The 26154-nt window shown below is 42.2% G+C and carries 31 protein-coding genes and 1 rRNA gene; 17 read left to right on the top strand and 15 right to left on the bottom strand.

Features of this window, described 5'->3' with window-relative positions; all coding sequences use genetic code 11:
* The first annotated feature begins 76 nt into the window (after positions 1–76).
* On the top strand, positions 77–436 hold the full coding sequence (locus tag ACEWB7_RS10350) for a hypothetical protein (RefSeq protein ID WP_227607366.1): 360 nt from the start codon (positions 77–79) through the stop codon (positions 434–436).
* 48 nt (positions 437–484) lie between these two features.
* Here the strand turns inward: ACEWB7_RS10350 and ACEWB7_RS10345 are convergent, their stop codons facing one another.
* From ACEWB7_RS10345 to ACEWB7_RS10300, 10 genes are all read right to left on the bottom strand, one after another.
* Positions 485–787 carry a cyd operon YbgE family protein gene (locus ACEWB7_RS10345; protein ID WP_159123153.1) on the bottom strand — a complete coding sequence of 101 codons (303 nt, stop codon included), beginning with the start codon at positions 785–787 and terminating at the stop codon, positions 485–487.
* 3 nt (positions 788–790) lie between these two features.
* Positions 791–892 carry a cytochrome bd-I oxidase subunit CydX gene (gene cydX / locus ACEWB7_RS10340; protein ID WP_004783742.1) on the bottom strand — a complete coding sequence of 34 codons (102 nt, stop codon included), beginning with the start codon at positions 890–892 and terminating at the stop codon, positions 791–793.
* Between the two features lie 24 nt (positions 893–916).
* On the bottom strand, positions 917–2062 hold the full coding sequence (gene cydB / locus ACEWB7_RS10335; RefSeq protein ID WP_312308563.1) for a cytochrome d ubiquinol oxidase subunit II: 1146 nt from the start codon (positions 2060–2062) through the stop codon (positions 917–919).
* A complete protein-coding gene (locus tag ACEWB7_RS10330; protein ID WP_125279135.1) occupies positions 2059–3645 on the bottom strand; it encodes a cytochrome ubiquinol oxidase subunit I in 1587 nt (528 codons plus the stop codon). The genes cydB and ACEWB7_RS10330 overlap by 4 nt, the downstream gene beginning before the upstream one ends.
* Entirely contained in the window at positions 3645–3836 is a 192-nt protein-coding gene (gene cydP, locus ACEWB7_RS10325; RefSeq protein ID WP_004783737.1) for a cytochrome oxidase putative small subunit CydP, read from the bottom strand. Before cydP ends, ACEWB7_RS10330 begins: the two co-directional genes overlap by 1 nt.
* Positions 3837–4265: 429 nt before the next feature.
* Positions 4266–5318 (bottom strand): porin, encoded by a 1053-nt coding sequence (locus tag ACEWB7_RS10320; RefSeq protein ID WP_104426033.1) that lies wholly within the window; start codon positions 5316–5318, stop codon positions 4266–4268.
* Positions 5319–5663: 345 nt separating this feature from the next.
* Entirely contained in the window at positions 5664–6077 is a 414-nt protein-coding gene (locus tag ACEWB7_RS10315) for an HIT family protein (RefSeq protein ID WP_034171073.1), read from the bottom strand.
* A 31-nt stretch (positions 6078–6108) separates the two neighbouring features.
* Entirely contained in the window at positions 6109–6375 is a 267-nt protein-coding gene (locus ACEWB7_RS10310) for a YARHG domain-containing protein (RefSeq protein ID WP_125279136.1), read from the bottom strand.
* A gap of 83 nt (positions 6376–6458) precedes the next feature.
* Positions 6459–7331, bottom strand: a complete 873-nt coding sequence (locus ACEWB7_RS10305) for an NAD(P)-dependent oxidoreductase (RefSeq protein ID WP_125279137.1) — start codon at positions 7329–7331, stop codon at positions 6459–6461.
* 55 nt (positions 7332–7386) lie between these two features.
* On the bottom strand, positions 7387–8484 hold the full coding sequence (locus ACEWB7_RS10300) for an alpha/beta fold hydrolase (protein ID WP_125279138.1): 1098 nt from the start codon (positions 8482–8484) through the stop codon (positions 7387–7389).
* 142 nt (positions 8485–8626) lie between these two features.
* Between ACEWB7_RS10300 and ACEWB7_RS10295 the strand changes: the two genes are divergently transcribed.
* The 9 genes from ACEWB7_RS10295 to trpB all read left to right on the top strand — a co-directional run bounded on the left by ACEWB7_RS10295 (position 8627) and on the right by trpB (position 16328).
* A complete protein-coding gene (locus ACEWB7_RS10295; RefSeq protein WP_125279139.1) occupies positions 8627–9814 on the top strand; it encodes an O-succinylhomoserine sulfhydrylase in 1188 nt (395 codons plus the stop codon).
* A gap of 28 nt (positions 9815–9842) precedes the next feature.
* The gene (locus ACEWB7_RS10290) at positions 9843–10172 is read left to right on the top strand and encodes a YbaB/EbfC family nucleoid-associated protein (protein ID WP_125279140.1); all 330 of its coding nucleotides are present in this window, start codon (positions 9843–9845) and stop codon (positions 10170–10172) included.
* Positions 10173–10185: 13 nt separating this feature from the next.
* Positions 10186–10782, top strand: a complete 597-nt coding sequence (recR, locus tag ACEWB7_RS10285; protein ID WP_125279141.1) for a recombination mediator RecR — start codon at positions 10186–10188, stop codon at positions 10780–10782.
* Positions 10783–10958: 176 nt separating this feature from the next.
* Positions 10959–12101, top strand: a complete 1143-nt coding sequence (locus ACEWB7_RS10280; protein ID WP_125279142.1) for a ribonuclease D — start codon at positions 10959–10961, stop codon at positions 12099–12101.
* A 129-nt stretch (positions 12102–12230) separates the two neighbouring features.
* On the top strand, positions 12231–12536 hold the full coding sequence (locus ACEWB7_RS10275; protein WP_004783715.1) for a YcgL domain-containing protein: 306 nt from the start codon (positions 12231–12233) through the stop codon (positions 12534–12536).
* Between the two features lie 21 nt (positions 12537–12557).
* A complete protein-coding gene (locus ACEWB7_RS10270) occupies positions 12558–12941 on the top strand; it encodes a hypothetical protein (protein WP_180003755.1) in 384 nt (127 codons plus the stop codon).
* Between the two features lie 21 nt (positions 12942–12962).
* Entirely contained in the window at positions 12963–13814 is an 852-nt protein-coding gene (locus tag ACEWB7_RS10265; RefSeq protein WP_104426039.1) for an AAA family ATPase, read from the top strand.
* Between the two features lie 13 nt (positions 13815–13827).
* The gene (locus ACEWB7_RS10260) at positions 13828–15015 is read left to right on the top strand and encodes a vWA domain-containing protein (protein WP_312308556.1); all 1188 of its coding nucleotides are present in this window, start codon (positions 13828–13830) and stop codon (positions 15013–15015) included.
* Between the two features lie 107 nt (positions 15016–15122).
* Positions 15123–16328: a tryptophan synthase subunit beta gene (gene trpB / locus ACEWB7_RS10255; RefSeq protein ID WP_312308554.1), complete on the top strand. Its 1206-nt coding sequence runs from the start codon at positions 15123–15125 to the stop codon at positions 16326–16328.
* Positions 16329–16474: 146 nt separating this feature from the next.
* Here trpB and ACEWB7_RS10250 read toward each other — a convergent pair whose 3' ends face one another.
* From ACEWB7_RS10250 to ACEWB7_RS10240, 3 genes are all read right to left on the bottom strand, one after another.
* A complete protein-coding gene (locus ACEWB7_RS10250; protein ID WP_125279146.1) occupies positions 16475–16906 on the bottom strand; it encodes a CBS domain-containing protein in 432 nt (143 codons plus the stop codon).
* Between the two features lie 100 nt (positions 16907–17006).
* Positions 17007–17381, bottom strand: coding sequence for a DUF2750 domain-containing protein (locus ACEWB7_RS10245; RefSeq protein ID WP_034171083.1), 375 nt, complete (start codon positions 17379–17381; stop codon positions 17007–17009).
* Between the two features lie 156 nt (positions 17382–17537).
* Positions 17538–17771: a hypothetical protein gene (locus tag ACEWB7_RS10240; protein ID WP_034171084.1), complete on the bottom strand. Its 234-nt coding sequence runs from the start codon at positions 17769–17771 to the stop codon at positions 17538–17540.
* Positions 17772–17991: 220 nt separating this feature from the next.
* Here ACEWB7_RS10240 and ACEWB7_RS10235 point away from each other — a divergent pair, with 220 nt between their 5' ends.
* Together ACEWB7_RS10235 and ACEWB7_RS10230 are read left to right on the top strand one after the other, a co-directional pair.
* Positions 17992–18354 (top strand): hypothetical protein, encoded by a 363-nt coding sequence (locus ACEWB7_RS10235; protein WP_411580726.1) that lies wholly within the window; start codon positions 17992–17994, stop codon positions 18352–18354.
* Between the two features lie 104 nt (positions 18355–18458).
* Complete coding sequence (locus ACEWB7_RS10230) at positions 18459–18782, top strand: hypothetical protein (RefSeq protein ID WP_125279147.1); 324 nt, start codon at positions 18459–18461, stop codon at positions 18780–18782.
* Here the strand turns inward: ACEWB7_RS10230 and ACEWB7_RS10225 are convergent.
* Complete coding sequence (locus ACEWB7_RS10225; RefSeq protein WP_284879585.1) at positions 18706–20283, bottom strand: M16 family metallopeptidase; 1578 nt, start codon at positions 20281–20283, stop codon at positions 18706–18708. The genes ACEWB7_RS10230 and ACEWB7_RS10225 overlap by 77 nt on opposite strands.
* A gap of 11 nt (positions 20284–20294) precedes the next feature.
* Positions 20295–21635 carry a M16 family metallopeptidase gene (locus tag ACEWB7_RS10220; protein WP_376745835.1) on the bottom strand — a complete coding sequence of 447 codons (1341 nt, stop codon included), beginning with the start codon at positions 21633–21635 and terminating at the stop codon, positions 20295–20297.
* A 232-nt stretch (positions 21636–21867) separates the two neighbouring features.
* On the opposite strand from ACEWB7_RS10220, the gene ftsY reads away from it, so the two are divergent.
* The 5 genes from ftsY to ACEWB7_RS10195 form a co-directional block, all read left to right on the top strand.
* Complete coding sequence (gene ftsY, locus ACEWB7_RS10215; RefSeq protein WP_312308549.1) at positions 21868–22971, top strand: signal recognition particle-docking protein FtsY; 1104 nt, start codon at positions 21868–21870, stop codon at positions 22969–22971.
* 181 nt (positions 22972–23152) lie between these two features.
* The gene (locus ACEWB7_RS10210; protein WP_312308548.1) at positions 23153–23842 is read left to right on the top strand and encodes a nitroreductase family protein; all 690 of its coding nucleotides are present in this window, start codon (positions 23153–23155) and stop codon (positions 23840–23842) included.
* Positions 23843–24022: 180 nt separating this feature from the next.
* Positions 24023–24616, top strand: coding sequence for a nitroreductase family protein (locus ACEWB7_RS10205; protein ID WP_004783692.1), 594 nt, complete (start codon positions 24023–24025; stop codon positions 24614–24616).
* A gap of 195 nt (positions 24617–24811) precedes the next feature.
* A complete protein-coding gene (locus ACEWB7_RS10200) occupies positions 24812–25477 on the top strand; it encodes a DUF2057 domain-containing protein (protein WP_312308547.1) in 666 nt (221 codons plus the stop codon).
* A 478-nt stretch (positions 25478–25955) separates the two neighbouring features.
* Positions 25956–26154 (top strand): 16S ribosomal RNA (locus ACEWB7_RS10195); the annotation flags it as partial.

Raw genomic sequence — 26154 nt, 5'->3', positions numbered from 1 at the left:
TATTAAAAGTAGCTTTATGCTATAAATATTCAATAACTTAGATAAATCGTATGTAATTTTTATTGTTGAGGGGAAAATGCATAAATTAATTATAGCCATTGGAATTTTGGGCTTATCTGTTTCAGCTTGGGCCAAACCACTGAGTCAGGCTGAATTTAAGGCGCAAACCAAACAAAAATATGATGAGTTAGAGCTAAAACTTGCCGTGTTGAACTCATCGGTAGACCGACGTGAGCATCCTGCACTTATGATTGCTAAAGCCTGTGAATATGCAACCGGTTTAAAGCAGTTAAAGTATCTATCAGAACAGAATCTGCATCTTGCGACAGCGCAGGATGAATTCCGGTTTGTGAGTACACTGGATAATCAGTTTACTCAATCCCTTCAGGATTTGGGAACTACCTATGAAACAGGCTGTGTTTCACAAAAGAAATAAAGAACAAAAAGCCCTCAAATGAGGGCTTTGTTTTTGGCTGTTTAATACCTAATTAAGAAACCAGGTGTAATAACCCCATAGCATTAACGGCCAAGCCAGAAACGGACTAAATAGCCATTTCCAGAACCAGTGCTGAGGGATAAAGCCAACCCCGTGAATAAAACCGCCTGAAATGCCGATCATGATAAACATCATGGCGCGGTGGCTATATTCCCCGTTGGCATCCAGCATTGCAGCAGGATGAACCAGCAACACCGCTGCGAGTGGAAAAGCCAATAGGCAAGAAATCACCATTGCAAAAGGGTTAGATTTTTTTTCTATCTTTACTTGTTCAACTGCAGCGTCTGTCATCTCTTATTTCTCATCCAGGTCTTGATGATTTTCAATATATAGTGCACTGAGTACACCAGCGAAACAGGCCATCAAAATGCCGAGAATCCATGCGAAATACCACATAATTTTATCTCCTAAGACACAGCCTTAGTACAGGCTGTGTGAATTCTCTTGAATATGTTTTTTGGTAATCACGCCCCACATCTTGTAGTAACACCAAGTGGTGTAGCACAGAATCAGTGGAACGAAGATGCATGCAGCCACAGTCATCACAGTTAAGGTATTTTGGCTGGAGACCGCATCCCACATGGTTAAGCTTGCAACCGGATTAATGCTTGAAGGCATCAGGAATGGGAACAGGGCAAAACCGGCAGTCAAAATTGCACCGATCACTGCCAGGGATGAACCCAGGAAGCTCAGGCCTGCTTTATTTTTACCTGCTGCCAGTACAATGATCAAGCCACCCAAAATGCCGGCAATTGGAGCAGCCATTGTGATTGGATAAGTCGAATAGTTGTTCATCCAGCCTGGATTGGCATTGGTCATCACTTCTTTGGCAAGCGGGTTGGCAACACCATTGGTATCAAAAGGTGTAACCAGGGTGTAGCCTTGAATACCACCAAAGTACAGCCAAGCGCCTGCAGCCAGGAAAGCTACCAGATAAACAATCCCCATGATTTTGGTTGCTTTGGCAGAACGTTCACGTAAATCGCCATCTGTACGTAGCATCAACCATGCACCACCGTGTGCACACAGCATAGATAAGCTGACAACACCACATACCAGTGCAAATGGATTGAGCAGGGCAAAGACGCTGCCAGAATAAGTCGAACGAACTGTTTCGTCTAATGTAAATGGAACACCCAGGAACATATTGCCGAATGCGACACCGAAAACCAGTGCAGGCACAGCACCACCAACTGCCAGGCCCCAATCCCAGGCATTACGCCATTTGGTATTTTCCAGTTTGGAGCGATAGTCGAATCCTACTGGACGCAGGAATAAGGCAAACAGAACAAGCAGAAGTGCCCAGTACATACCAGAAAAGGCAGTTGCATAAACCATTGGCCAGGCAGCAAACAGGGCACCACCCGCAGTAATAAACCAGACCTGGTTACCATCCCAATGCGGGGCAATCGTATTGATTGCCGCACGACGTTCTTCATCATTCTGACCCACGAATGGCATGATCGCCATGGAGCCCATATCAAAGCCATCAGTCAGGGCGAAACCAATCAGCAAGACGCCAACCAGTACCCACCAGATTATTTTGAGTAATTCATATTCGATCATGCTTGAGCCTCCTCATTTGCCTTTTTTGCAGCTTCAAGTTTCTCGAAGTGGTATTTACCAGTATGTAGAGAACTTGGGCCAAGGCGTGAGAATTTAATCATTAAGTACATTTCAATGATCAGCAGTACAGTGTAGAACGCTGCTAATGCAATGATTGAACCCCATACATCGCCTGTGCTTAAGCTTGAAGTCGACAGGTGTGTAGGCAGAACCTCACCAATGGTCCAAGGTTGACGACCTACTTCAGCGACAAACCAGCCAGTTTGTGCCGCAATCCATGGAAGTGGTAGTGCAAATAATGCAAATTTTAATAACCAAGGTTTGTTTTCTGCATTGCGTTTAGCCACCGCAAAAGTTGCAAGAACAAATAGAACCAGCATCAGGAAGCCAGAAGCGACCATGGCACGAAATGCCCAGAACAGGCTTGGTACATGTGGAATAGTATCTTTTGCCGCTGCCTTAATTTGCTCGTCAGAAGCATCTACAACATTTGCAGTATATTTTTTCAGAAGCAGACCGTAGCCCAAATCTTTTTGAGTTTCTGCAAATGCAGCTTTCAGCTCAGGAGACTGATCGCCAGCACGTAGTTTTTCCAGTTGTTCATAAGCCACCATACCGTTTCGGATACGACCTTCATGTTCTACCAGCAGGTCTTTAATACCGGTAACAGGAGTATCTACAGAACGTGTGGCGATGATCCCCATAACATAAGGAATTTTCACAGCATAATCGGTAGACATGGTTTCTTTATTTGGGAAGCCAAATAAAGTAAATGCTGCAGGCGCTGGTTCAGTTTCCCATTCTGCTTCAATCGCAGCCAGTTTGGTTTTCTGTACATCACCAATTTCATAACCAGACTCATCGCCCAGCAGGATCACTGAAAGTGTAGACGCTAAACCGAAAATGGCAGCAATCGCAAATGAACGGCGTGCAAATGGCAGGTCACGTTTTTTCAGCATGTAGTAACTTGAAATTGCCAGTACGAAAATGGCACCAGTCACATAACCTGCAGAAACAGTATGTACGAATTTAACCTGTGCAACAGGGTTAAAGATCAGTGCTGCAAAGTCCACCATTTCCATACGCATGGTTTCATAGTTGAATGCTGAACCGACCGGGTTTTGCATCCAGCCATTGGCAACCAGAATCCACAGTGCAGACATGTTAGATCCCAATGCTACTAACCAGGTCACGCCCAGATGCTGTACTTTGGATAAACGGTCCCAACCGAAGAAAAATAAACCAATGAAAGTAGATTCAAGGAAGAAGGCCATCAAACCTTCAATAGCCAATGGTGCACCGAAAATATCACCCACATAATGCGAATAATATGCCCAGTTGGTTCCGAACTGGAACTCCATGGTCAAGCCTGTGGTTACCCCTAAGGCAAAGTTAATCCCGAACAGTTTTCCCCAAAACTTAGTCATGTCCTTGTAAATTTCTTTGCCGGAAATCACATAGGTGGTTTCCATGATGGCAAGCAGAAATGCCAGGCCTAAGGTCAGTGGAACAAAAATAAAGTGATACATCGCAGTCATAGCGAACTGGAACCGCGAAAGATCGACCACGCTTTCAGAAATCATCAACGTGTCTCCTTGATTTGGGAAGGATTGCCGGCGATACGCTCGGCGACTTGAGTGTCAAAATCTTTTGGAATAGTAGGCGCATCAAACCAAATATTTTTAATTACCAGAAGTAGAATGATCTTGATAATTAAAATCGCAGTAATCTCTCTTACTGTTTTTTGGTTTAAGTTTTTAGAAACTAAGCTCATGTGAACAAGCCTATTATGTGGTTTGTTATATATTATTAATCGATTGTAACTAAAAAATAAATAGACTAAATAGTTTAAATAAACATATATTTATAAGTTATTGAAAATATTAATAATATACTATTAAAGGTTTGATAATTATTCTAAATATTTGTGATTATTTTGTGTAAAAAACAGATTATTTAAATCTGACTAAAATGCTTATATTTATATTTTTAAAGTGGATTAATTTGCTTGGTTTAATTATTAAATAGATAAAATTAATCTGATTAAAATGGTTGGGATTTATTTTTTAATCTTATTAAATCTGACTATTTTGCTGGGGTTTTTATTTGGTTTTTATTCTAATTAAAATAGTCAGGATTAATTAAAAAATAAAAAAGAACCAGCATCAGGCAGGCTCTCTTCTAATATGAAATTGGGGAGGTTTTAGAAGTCGTAACGCATACCTAGAGAAAGACCTAGGCTGTCTTCACCGCGTACGCCACCTACAGCATTGGTACGAGCTTGTGCCCAAGGGGTAAGGTTTGAGTTTTCATCATTTAATACAGTTGCTATGTTGCCATAAACGCGAACTGTTGGATCTAAACGGTGCTCAAGTCCGATTGCCAGTAAAGTTGCATTCGCATCGTCCGCATCGACATCGCGGTGGAATACTTCACCACGGAATGAGGTTTTTGGTGCAAATTTATACTCACCGGCTATACCAAATACTTGTGCATCTGGGTTTGCTTCAGAATTATCGTGTTGAAGGAATTGGTATAAACCACCCAAGTTGAATTCAGGTGTGATTTTGTAAGCACCTGCGATACGGAAACCATCGCGCTCACCACGGGCAGCTTCTTCTTCATAGTGTTCATATGCAGCGGCGAAATCAACTTTACCTTCTTTATAGGTTAAAGCGAGGTCATAAGCCTTATCTTTATCTTTTTCACCATCCTTAGATGCATCCGGGCTGTTGGCTTCATGTAGGGAAAGTGCACCCAGAACATTAAATCCGTTGCCGAATTTTGGTGATTTATATTCAATCGTATTGGCATTACGTTCATCAAAACGCAGGTTGCCTACACGCGTGACGTTACGAACGTCACCAACCATATCACCAAAGAAGTTGACCGGGCCACGTGCTACTTTGAATGGGCTGTCAAAACGGCCGATACGCGCTTGACCGAAATCACCTTTTAAACCAACAAAAGTATCACGAGTTGCAAATTCAACATCATCGTTTGCAGAACCACTTGCAAAGTTAATTTCCTGTTCGATTTGACCAAATACGGTCATACCATTTTCTAGTTTTTGTTCAGCTTTAAAGCCTAGGCGTGAAGAGTTTGAAGAAAGACCTACTTCGTTATAATCCTGGCCATCATCCAGATAATCTAAAGAAACGTGTGCACGACCATACACTTTAACATCAGCAGCAGCTGCCATTACTGGTGTTAAAATTGTTGCCCCGATTGCTAATGCAGATAACGTTTTTTTCATGTGTTGCTCCAATAAAGACTTTTTTATTCATCGTCTTAAAAACAAGTTTCAGTATTGTTTTGAAACATCTACTGCTCTATTGGTGCCAAGTATTCATTACAAATAAGTCAATATGATTAAGGAAATATTTCAGAAATATTAAAGACAATCATTGTCTTATTTTTTTATAGAATTGTGAGTGGGATAAGCAGGATTGATACAAATACAACTAGGCTCGGTGTTTGCTGTAAAACCTAAAAATAGGCTAGGTGACTTTTATTAATATTTTAGTGGCTTAATTCAAGGTGAAATACATCAAACATAAAAAATGGAGCCGAAGCTCCATTTTTAAATATTAAGAATAGCTTACAGGGCAGCTTTAATTTTCTCTGCCAGTTGCTTGATTTTTTCCTGATCGCCCATTTGTGCAGCATGTTTGCCAAGGTTGTGCAAAGAAGTAGGTACCAGATGGAAATGGACATGCGGAACAGTCTGACCCGCCGCAGCGCCGGAGAGCTGCATCAGTACAATGCCATCTACACCTAAACCTTTTTCAATCGCTTTGGCAATTTTTTGCACCACCTGAATGGTATAGGCTGCAATTTCAGGATCCAGGTCAAGCAAGGTAATTGCGGGTGTTTTAGGAATGACCAGAGTATGACCATCGGCCTGTGGCATGATGTCCATAAATGCAAGAACTTGGTCATCTTCATACACTTTAATTGCTGGAAGTTCACCACGCAGAATTCGTGCAAAAATATTTTGGTCATCGTAAGTCATAAGTGCATTCCTTGAGCAGAATTGAATTGTATTATTTACAGTTCAATTCTTTCTGACGTTCTTTGATCGCGTCAAGACGTTGCTGCTCTTTTTCTGAAAATTTTGGCTTGGTTGTGTAGCAATTGTCATTAAACTTTGCTTTTGCTTCAGGATCCTTGAAACAGAAACCTTTTGATGCATAAATGACATCATGGTCATTTTTTAATTTTTTGCATTCCTGTTCAGATGCAAGAACCGATGTTGAAGCCCCAAACAATGTTACAGAACCGACGAGTGTTGCAACAAATAACTTATTCATAAGAGTTTCCTCAGGTATCACTGCATGTGGCTAGTCTATAGTCACAATATTAGGTTTGTTTATTATTATTCAATGGCGAGATATTACTCAATAGTAATATTACTCCATGATTCATACATTTTTACAGCACTGGAAAAGTCACTGTTTTTATCCGACAGATTGCTAGCGGCTTGCACTAGACTTTGACCTAAAGCAAGAAGTGGCACTGCCAGTTTGGCATCACGCGCAAGATCAAGTGCAATACCGGTATCTTTGGCCAAGAGAGGCAGGGCAAAGGTAACAGGGAAGCTACGGTTCAAAACACGCTGTGGTAAAACGGTTTCAGTCACATTGCTTTTGCCGCTTGATGCATTGATACAATCCAATGCTTCATTCAGGTCAACACCGTGCGCTTTCAGTGTGGTAAAGCCTTCTGCAGCCGCACACAGGTTTACAGCCAGTAACATATTATTTACCGCTTTTACCGCAAAGCCAGCACCTGATGTGCCCACATGCTTGATCAATTTGCCAAAAGCCTGCATTGCTGGCAGGGCTTTTTCAAAGCCTTCCGCATTACCGCCGACCATCACAGTCAATGTGCCATTTTCCGCACCAATGGTCTGGCCACTCACAGGCGCATCCATGAAAATCACACCCTGTTCAGCCAGTGCTTCCTCTAAACGTCGAGCCGCGTCAGGAACACCACTGGTACAGTCTACCCAGATACTGCCAGCTTTAAGGCTGAGACCTTGAACTAATGCTTCAACATCGGCACTGGTCGGCAGGCATGAAAAAATAATATCTGCCTGAACTGCCTGTTCCAGTGCAACAGCCTGTGTGCCATATTCAGCAGCATGTTCTTCAGCTTTGGCGAAAGTACGGTTCCAGACATAGACTGTCTCAAAATGCTTGGGTAAATGCGCTGCCATGCGATAACCCATTGCGCCTAAACCAATAAATGCCACTGACTGAATCATGTCATACCCTCTGAATAAAATAATAAATACCTGAAAATTGCCGGCTCTTCCTGAATTAAGCATCTATCCGGGTTGAGCGTTGTGCCAGCCAGGTGGTCAGTTTCGGCCAGAATGTATTGGCTGTTTTCTGATTGGACATCAGTCCAAGATGACCACCCGGTATAAGAGTAAACGTCTTATCGGTACTACTTGTCAATTCCATCAAAGGTTTAGCTGATTGTTCCGTAACAATCTGATCGGTTTTCCCAGCCCCGACCAGTAAGGAACAATTAATATTTTTTAGGTCAATCGTTCGGCCGTTTAAAGTCATTGAGCCATTTTTTAAAGGATTTTGCAGCCATAAGTGCAGCACCATGTCCTGATTGATTCCGCCCGGATAATCAATCATCTTGTTCAGAAAATTGCCCATGGTGGCATGTTCATAAACATGTTCAACATTTTCTAGGTTCATCAAAAACTGCTTCTGGCTTTTAAACCAGCCAATCGGATCAAGCAGCTTAAATCCCAATGCATTGATGATGCCGGGCGAATGAATATATTCCTTGGGAATCAATCCTTGGTGAATGGCCTGTTGCAGGTTTTTATTTTTAGAAATGAGCTTATTGGTGGTACTAAATAACTTGCCGACTCGACCTGAAGCATAACTGTCAATCGGACTGCCCAGCACAATCAGGTTTTTAACATGTTCAGGCGAATGCAATGCTGTATAAAGCGTGACGAAAATTCCTGCCATGCTCCAGCCATGCAGGGAAATAAACTGACTGCCTGAATGCGAGCAGATCCGTTCAATCGCCTGAGGAATCGTGCCGTCAATAAAAGACAGAAAGTTCAAGTGACGGTGTTTATAACGGAAACGTTTCCATTCCACTAAATAGACATCAAAACCGCTATGCTGAAAATGCTTGACCAGTGAACGGTAAGGATACAGATCATAAATATCCATATTGATCGCAAGAGGGGCAACAAAGACTAACGGCTCACGGTACTTTTTTTCAGGTGCTGCATAATAGCGAATTTTGCAGAACTCAGTCGCAGCAATATATTCAAAGGGTGTTTTTTGCGAAAGAATCAGGGAAGACGAGTTAAATAACCGTGCATTCAGGTGTTTTAATTTTTTCTTCTGGCGTTGAATATTTTGTTTTAACTGAATCATGTAAATAATTTATCCGTATACAAAGGAGAATTGGTCGAAGTCTAAGCAATAATTGCTTATTATGCCTTGACCTGAAATAGCTTAGACGCTCAAAATGTTGGCAATTTTTTACAAAAGGCAGCCTTTGGGCTGAAGTAAAGTGATGAGCCAGCAAGACGATTTTAACTATCAATTGGAAACTTTAGCCATCCGTACCGGTCACACCCGCAGCTTTGAGGGTGAGCATGGTGAACCGATTTTTCTAACATCGTCATTTGTTTATGAAAATGCGGCTGAAGCTGCAGCGAAATTTTCAGGCCAAGAGCCGGGTAATATTTACTCTCGCTTTACCAATCCAACTGTTGCCATGTTTGAAAAGCGTCTGGCTGCTTTAGAAGGCGCAGAACGCGCTGTTGCGACCAGCTCTGGTATGGCTGCGATTATGGCGGTGGCGATGGCTTACCTGAAAGCAGGTGATCATGTCATCTGTTCACGTGCCGTATTTGGTTCAACAGTTTCTCTATTTGAAAAATACGTGGCTAAATTTGGTGTCGCAGTTGAGTTTGTCGATCTGACGGATCTGGATGCATGGAAAAATGCCATCAAGCCAGAAACCAAATTACTCTTTGTTGAATCTCCATCAAACCCACTGGCTGAAGTGGCAGATATTCAGGCTTTGGCAGATATTGCGCATGCCAATGATGCATTGCTCGCGATTGACAACAGCTTCTGTACACCAGTGTTACAACAACCACTCAAATTTGGTGCAGACTTAGTCGTATATTCTGCGACTAAATATCTGGATGGCCAGGGCCGTGCACTCGGTGGCGCTGTGGCAGGTAACCATAAATTGCTTGAAGAAATCTTCGGTTATGTACGTACCACTGGTCCTTCTATGAGCCCGTTCAATGCCTGGGTATTCCTGAAAGGTCTGGAAACTTTACGTTTACGTATGCGTGAACATTCTGCCAATGCACAAAAACTGGCTGAGTTCTTAAATGCACATCCGAAAGTAGAAAAAGTTTACTATGCTGGTTTGCCTGAACATATCGGTCATGAACTGGCTGCAAAACAACAAACCGGTTTCGGTGGTATCGTATCTTTCGAAGTGAAAGGTGGCCGTGAAGGCGCCTGGAAAGTAATTGACAATACCCAGTTCATTTCAATCACTGGTAACTTAGGTGATGTGAAATCAACGATTACTCATCCGGCAACAACCACGCATGGTAAATTGTCTCCAGAAGCCAAAGCAGCAGCGGGTATTCGTGAAGGTTTAATTCGCGTTTCTGTTGGTTTGGAAGAGATTGATGATATTATTCGCGACATTACACGCGGTTTAGATCTAATCTAATTTTATAAATATATGTTCGGAGATCTTTATGAACATTAATATGTTGATGCAGCAAGCACAGCGCATGCAAAAAGAAGTCGAAAACAACATGAAAAAAGCCAAAGAAGAGCTTGCGCAAACTGAAGTGCATGCTGAGGCTGGTGGCGGTCTGGTGAAAGTCACCATGACTTGCCGCAATGTGGTGAAACGTATCGAGATCAATCCTGAACTGTTACAGGACGATCCAGATATGATCGAAGATCTGATTGCAGCAGCGATGAATGATGCAGCGCGTCAAGCAGAAGCGATCTCTGAAGAGAAAATGAAGTCTGCAAACTCAGGTATGGGCTTACCACCTGGTCTGGCTGGTTTATTCTAAGGAAGTATGCGCAATGTTTAGTGATCGTTTTGATCAACTGGTTCAAGCATTACGCATTTTGCCAAGCGTTGGGCCGAAATCGGCCCAGCGTATGGCTTTGCATTTAATCATGAAAAATCGTGAAGGGGCGATCGGTCTGGCACATGCTCTGACTGAAGCAACCGATCACATTCATGAATGCTCGATCTGTCATTCATTGACGGAAGATGAAGTCTGTAATATCTGTACCTCACTTGAGCGTGATGATGAACTGCTTTGTGTCGTGGAATCACCGGCAGATGTAATGGCAATTGAGCAAAGCGGCAGTTTCCGCGGTAAATATCATGTTCTGGGTGGTCATCTGTCACCTCTAGATGGAATCGGGCCTGAAGAAATCGGTATTCCCTATTTACTGCAACGCTTAAGTCAGGGACAGATCAAGGAAGTGATTCTGGCTACCAATGCGACTGTTGAAGGACAAGCAACCGCACATTATCTGGTTGAAGCCAGTAAACATTTACCGGTGCAAATGACGCGTATCGCTCAAGGGGTGCCTCAAGGCGGAGAACTGGAGTATGTCGATAGTCATACATTGAGTCAGGCAGTGCATAACCGGATGCGAATTAAGTGAAATATTAATTATATTCTCTTAATATAAAAAATATATTATTAAAAATATAAACTAGATAAGCTATATTCGAAAAATATGGAACAAAAAGTGTGATTTGGTTGTCATATTTTTATATAAAAATTCTATATATCGGGTAATATAGCTTCATCGAGCATCTAATTTTAGACTCAGTCTTTATGTTTCAATTTATTCAACATCAGCACGACTTAAATCATGTCCTGAATCTTATGGATCAAAATCCGGTCTATGGCCTGGATACAGAATTCATTAAGGTAGACACCTTGTGGCCAAAACTTGGTGTTTTTCAAATCAATGTCAATAACAATGTCTATTTGCTGGATGGAACAACACTGGATCTGAGTGAATTTCTGAACAAGATCTTTAATGCTCAACAGAATATTTTCCATGCCTGCAGTGAAGATATTGACCTGATTTATCATTACACCCAGAAAAAAGCCCTGAGCAATGTCTTTGATACACAGGTCGGCATGTCATTCCTCGGACATGGTTTGCAGGTCAGCTATCAGAATGCCTTGAAACAGATGCTAGATGTCGATATTGAAAAAGATCAGACCCGCTCTAACTGGCTGGCACGGCCTTTAAGCTCTGAGCAGTTGCTGTATGCAGCCAATGATGTGCATTATCTGGTGCAACTGTCGGATAAAGTCAAACAGGATCTGGAAAGCAAGTATCTGCTCGATTTCGCTCTTGAAGATTGCCGTTTTTTGACCCATGAAATTGGTGAAGAAACACCGACTGCCTTGCTTTATCAGGACGTCGGTAATTATCGCCATTCACGCCGTCAATTAATGCAGTTACAACAACTGGCTGTATGGCGTGAGCAGATTGCCAAGGCTCTGAATCAGCCACGCAGCTTCATTTTGAAAAACTCGACCATGATTGATCTGGTAGAGAAATTCCCGCGCAATAATTTCCAGCTCAGTCAGATGAAAGACATCCGGGCCAATATTGTCCGTGAACATGGCAAGACTATTCTGGATCTGTTGAAATTCCTGCCTGATCAAGCCGACTGGCCATTGCGTCTGGCACGTCCAATCCGCCATTCATCCAGAGAGATTGGCGAGAAGGTCGAAACAATGATCCAGAATATATCCCATGAAATCTCTGTACCGAAAGAAGTGCTGATGCGCAAGAAATGGCTGAATGCCTTATATCAGCATGTGGTATGTCATAAGGATGAACAGGATCTGCCAAACTACTTGCTCGGCTGGCGCTATGAGTTATTAACTCTGCCTCTAATTAAGGTATTGCATCAGGATGAGTCTTATCTGTCGACCCAGATGAAAGTAGTCGATTGATTTTTACTGGATTGATTAAAGATAAAGCAATTATACAAAATCACGACTGATGCATTTGAAGCGGCTAATGTTTCTGTCGTTTTTTTGATGTATCCTTGCGATTGTTTTTTCAGAAAAGTCGTTTGAAACATGCAAGTGTCTATCTACAAATCTAGCAAAAAAGATGAAATGTATCTTTATGTGGCGCGTCCTGCAGATGAGAACGAAGCCGAAACATTTGAACCACTAGAGGTATTGGCTGAACCGGTACGTGTTGCGTTTGGTCGTGCGACTTTTGTCATGCATCTTGAATTGAGTGAATCGCGTAAACTGGCTCGTGCCAATGTTTTACATGTGATGGATTCGATTTCTACCCGTGGTTTCTTCCTGCAAATGCCACCAGAAGGTTTGATTAACCCGAATGCGCCAGCACCAGAAGGTCTTCGTGGGGCTTAAGCTCAGTTCAGGAGTTGTGAAATGAATGGTTTTGTAGCTGTATTGGACTCAATTCCTGATCAGAGTATTGCGTTTGCAGTGTATCTGCTGGGCAGTCTGATTGCGTTAGCCTGCTGGTATGGCGTGACCAAGCGCATGCCAAAAGCAATGGGCGGTTTTTTATGGCTATTGGCCTTTGCCGTGCTGTTGACTCCAACCGTTTCTGAAGGCAGCAATGCTTCAGTTGCGCCCGCTATTTTCGGGCTGCTGTTTGGGATTCTGACCAAGGAATATGAACTCGTTTGGATTAATGCGTCACTTATTTTATTTGTCATTGGTATCGGGTCTGTGATTGGCTATTGCTGGTCGACCTATGCATCCAGTAAAACGGGTCTTGGGTCAAACAAGAAAAGTTCACCGCTGTAAATAAAAAAATAAGGTTCAATCATGTCTGCTGATATTCAACAATTCTCAGGTACGGATCAGTACATTGCCACTGACAGTTTAAAACTGGCTGTGAAAGCTGCGCGTAGTTTGCAAAAACCCTTGCTAGTTAAAGGTGAGCCGGGTACAGGTAAAACCCTGTTGGCTGAACAAGTGGCACAAAGCCTCGGACTGAAGCTGATTACTTGGCATATCAAATCAACGACCAAGGCACAGCAGGGCCTGTATGAATATGATGCGGTATCACGCTTACGTGATAGTCAGTTAGGAGATGATCGCGTTTATGACATCAAGAACTACATCAAGCCGGGTAAACTCTGGGAAGCGTTTACCAGTGAAGAACGCTGTGTATTGCTGATTGATGAGATTGATAAAGCAGACATCGAGTTCCCAAATGACTTGTTGCATGAACTCGACAAGATGTCTTTCTTTGTTTATGAAACGGGTGAAACCATTACTGCGACCCAGCGTCCGATTGTCATCATCACTTCAAATAACGAGAAAGAACTTCCAGATGCCTTTTTGCGCCGTTGTTTCTTCCACTATATCGAGTTTCCGGATGAAGCGACCATGCGTGAAATTATCGATGTGCATTTTGAGAATATTTCAGCAACGCTGGTGAATGAAGCTCTACAAGTCTTCTTCAAGTTACGTCAGATTCCAGGCCTGAAAAAACCACCTTCAACTTCAGAACTGATCGACTGGTTAAGCCTGTTGATGGCAGATGATATGCCGGAAGACATTTTAAGAAATACCGACAAGTCCAAAGCGATCCCGCCTTTGTACGGCGCGCTGATCAAAAATGAGCAGGATGTGCAGCTGCTTGAACGTCTAGCCTTTATGTCGCGTCGCTAAGGGAGAAACACGCATGTTTGTGCGATTGTTTTATACCCTCAGAAAATATGGCGTACCAGTCTCCACCCGTGAGCTGATTGATCTGAATCAGGCGGTAGCGGCAGGCGTGGTTTTTGCCGATCAGGACGAGTTTTATCAGCTTGCTAAAACTGTGATGGTCAAAGACGAGCGCTACTTCGACAAGTTCGATCGCGCCATGAAAGATTACTTTGATGGTATCGCGACTTTTGATCTGGATGAACTGCTGAATCAGGTGCATAAACTGCCCAAAGACTGGTTTGATCTGGAACTTCTGGAAAAGCATTTAACTCCTGAACAGCGTGAAGAACTGAAAAAAGCCGGATCGCTTGAAGAACTAATGAAAATGCTGGAAGAGCGTCTGCGTGAACAGCATAAAAAACATCAGGGCGGTAACAAGATGATTGGTACTGGTGGCACGTCGCCATTTGGTGCCTATGGTGATCATCCTGAAGGTGTGCGCATTGGTGGGCCGGGGCGTAAACGTTCCGCAGTCAAAGTCTGGGAACAGCGTCAATACCGTAATCTGGATGATGATCAGATTCTTGGTAGTCGTCAGATGCAGATGGCATTGCGCCGTTTGCGTAAGTTCGCCCGTCAGGGTGCGGCTGAAGAGCTGGACATTGATAGCACTATTCGTGAAACCGCCAAACAGGGCATTCTGGATGTGCAATTGGTGCCGGAGCGTCGTAACCGCATTAAAGTACTAATGCTGTTTGATGTCGGCGGATCGATGGATGCGCATATTGCTCAGTGTGAAAAACTGTTTAGCGCCGCCAAGACCGAATTCAAGACTCTGGAATATTTCTATTTCCATAACTGTCTATACGACTATGTCTGGAAAGATAATGTTCGTCGTTCTAGCTCGCGCATGAATACCTGGGATCTGTTCAATACCTATGGAAGGGATTACCGGGTGATTGTAGTGGGTGATGCCAGCATGGCACCCTATGAGTTGAACTCCGTCGGTGGTTCGGTCGAATATATGAATGATGAGGCAGGACAGGTCTGGTTACAGCGTCTGCGTCAGCATTTTGATAAAACCGCTTGGCTCAATCCTGAAGAAGAAAAATACTGGCATTACACGCATACTATTGGCCTGATTAAGCAAATCTTTGAAGATCATATGTTTCCAATGACCTTAAAAGGCATTGAGGATATGACTAAATATCTGGCGCGTTGATTCCATTTATCTATAAGTGACTTTATCTATAGTTATTAGTGCTTTAAAACGAATTATTCTAGTATAAAGTCACTTGTTATACCTTATTCCAATATTCAGGAATTATTATGGCTCATCAAATTAATGGTATTGCGTTGCCCAATGAAGAGGGTTTCTTTGGTCAATATGGCGGTCAGTTCATTCCACCAGATCTAAAACAGGCCATGGATGACATCAATGTTGCCTATCAGGAAATCCGTCAAACTGAAGAATTTCAAAATGAATTAAAAGACCTGTTTGCTAACTATGTCGGCCGTCCTAGCCCTTTGTTTCATGCTAAACGCCTTTCTGACCAGTTAGGTGGAGCACAGATCTATTTAAAACGTGAAGACCTGAATCATACCGGTGCACATAAAATAAATCACTGCCTTGGTGAAGCACTGCTGGCGAAATATATGGGTAAAACCAAAGTCATTGCAGAAACCGGTGCAGGTCAGCATGGTGTAGCATTGGCTACTGCATGTGCTTTGGTGGGTATTCCATGTGAAATTCATATGGGCCAGGTGGATATCGAAAAAGAACATCCAAACGTCGTAAAGATGAAAATCTTGGGTGCTAAGCTGATTTCTGTGACGCGTGGTACTGCGACCCTTAAAGATGCAGTCGACAGTGCTTTTGAAGAATACTTGAAAGATCCGAAAAACTATATCTATGCGATTGGTTCGGTGGTAGGACCGCATCCATTCCCAATGATGGTGCGTGATTTCCAGTCCATTATTGGCGATGAAATCAAGGTTCAAACCAATGAACGCTTCGGTGCAAACCCAGACTTTGTGGTGGCATGTGTGGGTGGTGGTTCAAATGCCATAGGGGCATTCACGGCATTCCTGAATGATCCAGAAGTGAAACTGGTGGGGGTAGAGCCTGCAGGTCATGGCTTAAATACTGATAAGCATTCCGCAACGCTGACTTTGGGTAAACCAAGCCAGTTGCATGGTATGGCCTGTTATGTACTCGAAGATGAGCAGGGTGAGCCTTTACCTGTGCATTCGATTGCTTCTGGGCTGGATTATCCAGGCGTAGGGCCACAGCACAGCCTGCTGAAAGATCTAGGTCGTGTGGAATACACTACAGCAACAGATCAGGAGTGTCTGGATGCCTTTATGACCCTGTCACGCGTTGAGGGAATTGTGCCAGCATTAGAAAGTTCACATGCAGTGGCTTGGGCAATTCGTGAAGCGGGTAAACTGCCTAAAGAGACTAAGATTGTAGTGAATCTTTCAGGTCGTGGTGATAAAGACTCTGACTATGTCGCAGAGAAACTCGGTCTTTAATTTGATTTATTGTCATGATCAAAAAAATCCCAGTCTTAAGACTGGGATTTTTTATATCTGATCTGGTTTTGATATGGCATTATCATTTCTTTGTAATGACATTTTGAGTTTGAATCTTAATTTACGTATTTAACTAAGAAAGAATTTTAGCCTGAAATATACTGTTGTAACTGATCAATCAGCTTACGTTGATCTTCCATTGCAGCTTTGACCAAGTCACCAATCGAAATCAGGCCGATCAGTTTGTCATTTTCAACTACAGGTAAGTGGCGTAAATGGCGGTCAGTCATTAATGCTAAGCAGTCTTCAACAGAAGTTGCAGAAGTCACGGTTATGACTTTAGGTGTCATAATTTCATTGACCGTGGTATCAAAAGAGGTTCTTTGCATCAATGCGATTTTACGGGTGTAATCACGCTCTGACAAAATGCCGACCACACTATCTTCGTGGGTAACGACCAGCGCCCCGATTCCTTTTTCTGCCATCAGGCTAATTGCTTCTAAAACTGTAGAGTCTGGACGGATGGTATAAACTGCCTGATGTACTTTATCACCGAGCACTTGTGCTACGTTGGTCATTCTATTGAGTCCTTTTTATCTAATTATTATTAGTCCTAGAGTATGTATCCAGCTGAACATCTCTAGGTGTCTATTTTATGTCTTTATAAATAACATGTTTTTAGGCAAAGTGCAGTCTTTGTTGTGAAAAAAACAGGTGACGCATCTGTGGAATGGATAATTTTAGTTTAGTGCCATTGCCGCTACATAAAGTAGGTGTCACGGCTAGTCGGGACAGTGTAGGTAACAAGTTGTTTTCGAAATCTTCCGGGTTGATTCTACGGGGTACATAACCTGGCCAATGTTCCTTGGCATAATTTTTGGCATCCAAGGAATTCAGCCAAAATGGAAAAATATAATCTTCCTGATCGCGCATCATCGCCCAACCCTGATGATAGACGCCCCACAAAACGCCGCAATACATCATAGATTTGAGGATGGTGAGCCTCAAAAGAAAGTTTTTACAAATCGGGTCGTATTGAATAATTTTTCGCATTGTCGTTAAAATAAAGTGCTATTAGAGTTCAGCTCTATTCTAGAAAGTTCCAGTGAAATTACTGTTTCAGCTTTGCAAGCAATCGTAATAAATTATGTCTTAATTGCAGTATTTCGAAAAAATGGCATAAAAAAACGTCACCGAGGTGACGTTTCTTCAGGCTTGCATGGTGGCCATGTTCTGCCAGTATTGTGCTTTGAGTGAATCTCGTTCTACACGAAAACCCTGATAATACAGTTCAGCTAAAAAGAGAGCTGCTTTACCGTGACCGGCGCGCGCTGCATCTTCTAATTGTTTTACTGCATCGACAAAGTTCATTTGCGATTGAATGGTATTCACTGCATCTGCATACAGATGTTCCAAATCATGTTGAGAGATATTCTGCATAATATAAAAACTCCTTAATTTTAATTATGATTTCGGATAGACTTTTAAGTCTAAATACAAATATAACTTACTATTATTAAACTAATATTACAGAATAATGGAAAAGTCAACTATATCAGCTTTCCCGTTTACTTAATTTATAGTTTGTACGATCAAACTATACACACATGAAAGTGCGGTTGGTATAGATTTTAACAATAGAACAAAAGAAAAGGAGAACAACATGATGCAAAGAACTCTTGAAGGGCTCAGTTTTGATATGCCCCCAACAGCCAGTCAGATTACAGAATTGGCGCATGTACACCGTAAAAAACTGGATGAGGCAATTTATGACAAATATACCCATCTAGGTGATTACAGTCTGGCTCAACGTAAAGAAGTTTATGATTTTACCCGCGCTCTGGACGAAACCCAGCGTGCAGAATTTTATAGTCACTATAATGATGAATTAGTCCGAATTGCAGATGAAGATCGACTGCATCCACCTGAAGCAGAAGCCGGCTTGAGCAAGTTTGCAATTTTACTGGTCTTAGGTCTGGCGGCAATGGTCATTGCCTGGAGTGTGTACGAATTGTTGAAATCCTAACCGATTTATAGTCATATCGAGATGTGTATTTATACTGGTCATTCAATCTTTGACTTGAACTTCATGGGGCCCAGCCATACACTAGCTGCAACTTGAGGTAGTGTATGGCTATAGATAGCAAAAAATTAAGCGATTTTCTGAATAAAATTAAGCTTGAACAGATTTATAATGCGGTTGTTATTTTCATTGTGGCATTAATCTTATGCCTGGCTACATTTGCCATTTATCGTCCACTGACGACTTCCCAATTTAATTTACTTCAGCAACTTGCAGAACAGCAGAGCTTACCCCAAACCCAGGATATGGCTCAGACTTTGCTGCAACAGCAACGAATCCATCGCGGTCAATATCTTAAATTGATGCAGGCGTATCAGCAGGAATCTCTACGGGCTCGTCAGCTTCCGCCGGTTTCTGTGGATATGCCTTAGGTATTGGAATCGTATTCGGCAGTGGTGTAGAAGGATCTAACAGGTTCTGTTCCAGTCGTAGTTTTAATGCTTCTTTATCTAATTCTTGACTTACCACGACCAGTGTCAAGCGTTCTGGATGCAGATGTTTGCGCACGGCATTTTGCACATCTGCTGCGGTAATTTTGGCTAGACGTTCTGGATAGCGTGACAGATAGTCGGCTTGCTCTGCATAAAAGCCCATCGTGCCTAACTGGGCATTGATCGTGGCATTGCTGCTGTAATTATTCGGAAATGCTCTTAACATCCCGGCCTTGGTTTCTTCCAGTCGCTTAGTATCAATCGGCTGATTTACAAAGTTGATAAAAGCCTGATGTGCGACCTGAATGCTATCCAGTAATTGATCTTGTCTAGTGGAATAACGGAAGCTAAATATACCGGGTGCCTGACTAAAGCTGAATGTACTATAGGCACCATAGGTATAGCCACGTTTTACCCTTAATTCCTGCATCAGTACTGCATTAAAGCCGCTACCACCAAACATGCGGTTGGCTACTTCCAGAGCAAGCCGATCTTCAGTAAAACGGTTTGGTCCTAAGTGGCCGAAGGTCACATGTGCTTGAGACGAGTTATAAGGCAAATGCACAATATCAAAACCCGATTTTTCCTCAGGATTAGCTAATGCAACTGCTTTGTGTCCTTGAGGCAAATTGCCTGCAATTCGTTCAGAAAGTTCCAGTGCCTGTTTAGGACTGAGTTTGCCGGTAATGGCAATATTCATGTTTTGTGCCACCAGAAACTGGTCGCGGAATTTTTTCAGTAAATCAGCTGTGATTTTTTTGGTACTGCCAATCGTGCCAGTAATGGGTTCGGCATAAGGGTGTTGGCCATACAATGCCCGATAAAACCGGATATCCATCAGCTTACTTGGATTTTCCTGAAGCTGTTTTTGTCCTACTTGAGTATTGCTGAGTGCTAGCTGAATGCTGGAAGGCTTGAATGTGGCATTTTTGAGAACTTCCATCATCATGGCCAAAGCAGGTTCCATTTTCTTGGGATCTGACAAAGTTCGCAGGCGAACGACAAACATATCGCGATAAGCCTGTACGCTAAATTGTGCGCCCGTGGCATCGAAGACGGAAGCCACCTGTGCAGCCGTATATTTATCTGTTCCTTCACGCATCAGTTTGGCTGCTGTGCTGGATAAGCCAAATAGACCTTTAGCAATTTCCTGATCTCGTGCTGATCCGGCATTAAAGGTCAGTTGAATATCGACCATAGGTAAATCACGGGTTTCAACAAATAAGGTACGAACTTTGTAGCGATTGTTCAAGTCATGAATAAAAGGTGCTTGGAATGCCTGCTTTTGATTAATATTTTTTAAACTTTGCAGGAGAGGGATCGCTTGTAACTGACTGGGATTATCATTCAGATCAGGTTGGGTATCTAAATAATTTTCTGCCCAAAGGCTTGAACTGAGGCTTAAGCTGGTTAAAAGGATAAGAGAGCGAACTTTAGACATTGTAATAACCATTATTGAGCTTTCTGTTCAGGCAAAAGGTAGAGCGTACTTAAATTTTCACGGACAAAATAGGCATTAGCAACCCGCTGAATATCCTCTGCACGGACACTGGCATAATGCTGAGGCAGTTCATCCATCAGACGGTAACTCAATCCGTTTACTTCAAGGTTTCCAATCATTTTGGCCTGTCCGCTCAGACTGTCCTGACTATAAATCAGATTTGAAATAAAGCGTGTGCTGATCCGTGCCAGTTCATGCTCAGAAATAGTTTCAGTTTTTAGTAAATCAATTTCTTTCTGGATGGCCGTTTGTGCTTCTGCCAGGTTAACGCCTGGAGCCGGAAGTGCGGAAATACCAAACAGGCTATCTCCACGGTTATAAGGATCATAGGATACACTCACAGAAGTAAGCACTTTGCGGTCGCGAACCAGACGATCCTGCAACCGAGAAGAAATCCCACTATCCAGCAGGCTGCGAATAATGGTTAGAGCATAGGCATCTTGAGGATTCTTGGCGGTAGCTAGAGATTTCACATTCCAGGTCATATACAGATTAGGCACCTGAACATTGCTCTCAATTTCCATATGACGATAGCCTAAGCGCTCAAACTCGAGTACATCATTACGTGAGGGTGTGGGACGCGCCGGAATATCACCGAAATATTTCTGTACCTGAACGAGAGCTTCTTGCACATCTAAATCACCGACAATCACCAGAATGGCATTATTCGGGCTATACCAGTCTCGATACCATTTTTTAACATCACTCAGCTGAATATTATTAAGCGTTTTCATGTGACCAATCACGGGCTGACGATAGTGACTGGTGGGATAACTGATCCATCTAAAGCGTTCAAATGCCTGGGCACGCGGATTATCATCAGTACGCTGACGCCGTTCTTCCATTACCACTTTAATTTCCGGATCAAAATCTTGCTGGCGTAACAACAGGTTGTTCATACGGTCAGATTCAAGTTCTAGCGCCATCGGAAAATAGGCTTTGGGATAGAGCTGATAATAGTTCGTGTAATTGGTAAAGGTTGCGGCATTAATACTGCCCCCATAAATCCGGCTCAACCGGGTAAATTCATCATTGGGAACCTTGCTTGTGCCTTTAAACATCATATGTTCCAAAGCATGAGAGACACCGAGAATATTGCCGGACTCATCACTACTGCCGACTTTATACCAGATCTGTGTCATCACCATCGGGGAGCGATGATCTTCCCGGATAATGACTTTTAAGCCATTACCTAAATATGTTTCGATGGTGGTGCGGGATAATTCACTCTGGGTTGCGGCATGTACGGGGTTAAAACCGAAACTCAGGATGAGTACTGCGACTGGAGAAATCCGTTGTTTAATGATTCTGGATAAGGAGGAGATAGCAAAAAAAGATAGGGACACAAAGTCTTCCAATGAATAGATATTTGTATTTAGGATTATTTTTCAGAAATCTTGTATTGAAAGCAACCAAACACTGTTATTTTTTGGTTGTTTATTCATGGATTGGATTGCCCGCTCAAAACCTTGCAAGTTATGCTAGAATTCAATTTTTTAACGCAATGCTTTTCAAGGATTCGGCATGCAACAGCAATCTAATGGGCAAAACAAATTTTTGATTGATGCTGATATCGGAGATGATGATGTCACATTACCGAGTTTACCTGCGGTTAATGTGCCGATTGTAGAAACATCAAGCGCCACTGCTGAAGTTTCTGCACCTGTAGCGACAGAAGCTCAGGAAGAAGAACCTGCTACAAAAGGCGGTTTCTTTAGCCGTATGAAAGAGGGTTTAACCAAAACCCGTAAAAATCTTGCCGATGGGATGGTCAATATCCTGATTGGTGGCAAAGAAATTGACGATGAATTATTAGAAGAAGTTGAAGAACAGCTTTTGGTTGCAGACATCGGTGTTGATGCGACTAAAACGATTATTGCCAATTTGACTGAACGTACCGCACGTGGTGACCTGATTTATTCTCACTCGCTGTATAAAGCGCTTCAGGAAGAACTGGTGGCTCTGCTGGCTCCGCGTGTAAAACCACTGCATATCGATCCAAACAAAAATCCGTATGTGATTCTGGTGGTGGGTGTAAATGGTGTAGGTAAAACCACGACCATTGGTAAACTGGCAAAACGTCTGCAAGGCGAAGGTAAAAAAGTCATGCTGGCTGCGGGTGATACTTTCCGTGCTGCTGCAACTGAGCAGTTACAGATCTGGGGTGAACGCAACAATATCGCCGTCGTAGCCCAAGGTCATGGTGCTGACTCCGCTTCAGTCATTTTTGATGCTTTCGAAAGTGCGCGTGCCAAAGGTGTGGATGTTTTAATTGCGGATACTGCAGGCCGTTTGCATAACAAAGGTCACCTGATGCAGGAATTGACCAAAGTTAAACGTGTCATGCAGAAGATTGATGCGACTGCGCCACATGAAGTGATGCTGGTGGTGGATGCCGGTACAGGACAGAATGCCATTAATCAAGTTGAAATGTTTGATGAAGCAGTAGGTTTAACGGGTTTAACCATTACCAAGCTGGATGGTACTGCAAAAGGTGGTGTGCTGTTTAATATTGCCAGCCGTACGCATGTACCGATTCGCTTTATCGGTGTAGGTGAGAAAATTGATGACTTACGTCCATTCTCAGCAAAATCATTCGTTGCGGCATTGTTTGAAACTGAAAAATAATTAATGCGACTTGCATCACATAAACTCCGCTAAATGCGGAGTTTATTGTTTTAAAGGGCTTAAATGTTCTAAAAAAGCAGCATGAAAAAAACAGCAAATCCTGCCTACCTGAATAAACCCATTGTAATTGTATGGGATTTGCCTGGTGATTGAAGTTCAGGCGATATGTAGAGGGTAGAAAATGGCATTACTCAATAAAATTGGGCAGGTATTAACAAGTGACCTTACTAAGGATTTTAAATTTCCTAAAAACAGTAAAGCAGTTGAACATTTAGAATTCACTTTTGTTGAGAAATTAAAAAAGTTCCGTGGGGCTTATCAGCTAGGTAAGCGTGTGCATTATAGTCAGGCTTATCTGACCGAGCTGATTCAGGAAGCAGTGCATAGCTGTTCTTCAGCCTATAATTCACAAAGTGCACGCATTATCGTGTTATTTGCCGATTCACATCATCAATTCTGGAACATTGTGAAAGATGTTCAACGCCAGCATGTGCCGGCATCGGTCTATGAAGGGATTAGAATCAAACTGGATCAATGTGAAAATGCCTATGGCACGATTTTATTCTATGAAGATCAGAATGCTATTCAGCAATTACAGAAAAAGATTCCATTTAGTGCCGATGATTTTCCACTGTGGTCAGAGCAGACTTCCGGCATGGTACAGTTTGCTGCGTGGACTGCGCTGGCTGATTCCGGTCTGGGGGCTTCTTTGCAACATTATAATGCACAGATCAATCACCCTGTAGCTGAGCATTTTAAAATTGATGAAAACTGGTTGCTACGTGCTCAGGTCTGTTTCGGTTCAATTGAAGAAGCAATAGAAGACAAAATTGAGTCTGTAAATCCAGACAGCTTCCAAGTATTTAGCTAAGACCGGCGATTTTTGAAATTAGCATGCGCTAAGGTGATTGATACAAAGTATCAACCTTAACATCTTTGAGAATGTTCTATAAATAAAACACATTGTTATCGAAATAAGACTGTTTTGGGCAGTGAAAATGCTTAGGATGATCTTATCGGTTTTTAAATCAGAATAGAACGAGGTGAGATCATGGCATTTCTAGATCATATTAAAAAACGCCGTAGTATTTATGCCATTGGGAAAAATGTCAGCCTGGATCAGGCAGAAATTGAGCACATCATTAAAGAGGCGGTGAAACATAGTCCATCATCTTTTAACTCACAATCTTCACGCGTAGTGATTTTGTTTGGTCAATCACATGATACTTTCTGGCATATTGTGCGTGAAACTTTACGTGACTTGGTGTCAGCAGATGCTTTTGAGGCTACCAATAGCAAAATAGATGGTTTTGCGGCAGGTTATGGAACTGCACTGTTTTATGAAGACCAGAATGTCATTAAAGGAATGCAAGAAAAATTTGCGCTGTATGCAGATAATTTCCCGATCTGGTCAGAGCATGCTAGCGGTATTGCGCAGTTTGCAACCTGGACAGCTTTGGCTGAACATAATATTGGCGCATCACTACAGCACTACAATCCGATCATTGATGAAGAAGTAGCGCAAACTTTTAGTATTCCATCAAACTGGAAGCTTCGTGCTCAATTGGTATTTGGTTCAATCGAAGCGCCTCCAGGTGAAAAAACCTTTATGGATGATGCAGAACGATTTAAGACCTTCGCATAATCGATTTAGAGATGAGAAAGAAGTACTGTTAAGTACTTCTTTTTTTATATGCAATATAGCAGAAATCAGAAAATAGATAGTCTGATAAATGCTGAGTAAATTGCTGTAGAGGCAAAGTATTTGTCATAGAATTGTCATTTGTACACGGCATAGTTCAATGAAAATTTTATATATTAACCAGAATGAGTGAGAGACATGGATTTACGTATCACAGCAGCTGTAGTTGCATTATTGGGCAGCACATCAGTTTTTTCAGCCGTGACATTAACTGTACCTGAAGAAATCAAGATGATTGCAGTGAATGATCAGGAAGTACGTTCAGGTCTATTACGCTCAGATCAAACTTATAAACTGGATGCTGGTACAAATGCGATTAGTGTTCGTTATACTGAATTTTTCCAGCACAATGACAATTCACATGATATTTTAAAATCTAGCGTAGTAACTGTAAAAACTCCAGAACTTAAAGATGGTGAAGCTTATAAATTGGGTTTAATTAACGCGCCTAAAAATTTTGATGAAGCGAAAAAATATAAAGATCAGCCAATTATTGGTTTATATGATGCAAAAAATCAGCTTCTGGTTCAGCAGGTAGGAGCAAAAGATGCAGCGAAACCATTACTAGGGCAAAGTATTTTAGGAAAATCTGTGGATTTGACAACGAATAAAGTTGTAACTCCAACAAATCAGCCGGCAGCGGTCTACACTCAAACTGCAAGCACACCGAATGTGGCTACTGCAAACGTTCGGGAAAATGTATCAGTTGGTCAGCTTGATCAGCAATTAATTCAGTTGTGGAAACAGGCATCTAAAGCTGAACGACAAAAATTTATGAATTGGCTTGGCGAGCAGGCAAATTAAAATTTATTGTTCAATATTAAAAGGGATCGTATGCAACGATCCCTTTTAATAAAAACTAAACTAGTAGAAATTCACATTTGCTTAAACTTTCGGGCTAAAAATGACTGGAAAAAAGCATTAAAACTGCTAAAAATAGCAATTCAGATTAAAAAATAAACGTACGATGCGCTTTTTTGAATATTTTTAAGAAAAGCTCTTGCACTGGTTCTGAAACTGTATAGAATACGCAGCACACCAATGCAATGCATGAAACGAAACGTTAAGTGATTGGGTTGGAGCTTAAAACCGACGAGGTTTTAAGTAAGATCATTAAGAGATTATGAAGAACAACTTGTGTGGATTTTTACTGGTTGATTGATCGAAATTATTTTCATTGATTGATTGGTTTGAATTACTCGAAGTTTATTTGAGCGAAATTTAAGTCAGAAAATTGATGAGCCAAGTTTAAGAGTTTTACTTATAAAACTCGAAATGATTTTAACTGAAGAGTTTGATCATGGCTCAGATTGAACGCTGGCGGCAGGCTTAACACATGCAAGTCGAGCGGGGGTAGGGTGCTTGCACCTGATTCCTAGCGGCGGACGGGTGAGTAATGCTTAGGAATCTGCCTATTAGTGGGGGACAACGTTCCGAAAGGGACGCTAATACCGCATACGTCCTACGGGAGAAAGCAGGGG

The organism is Acinetobacter sp. NIOH-H-8, from assembly GCF_046635365.1.
Classification (GTDB): Bacteria; Pseudomonadota; Gammaproteobacteria; order Pseudomonadales; family Moraxellaceae; genus Acinetobacter.
This window is presented reverse-complemented; position numbering and strand designations above follow the sequence as displayed.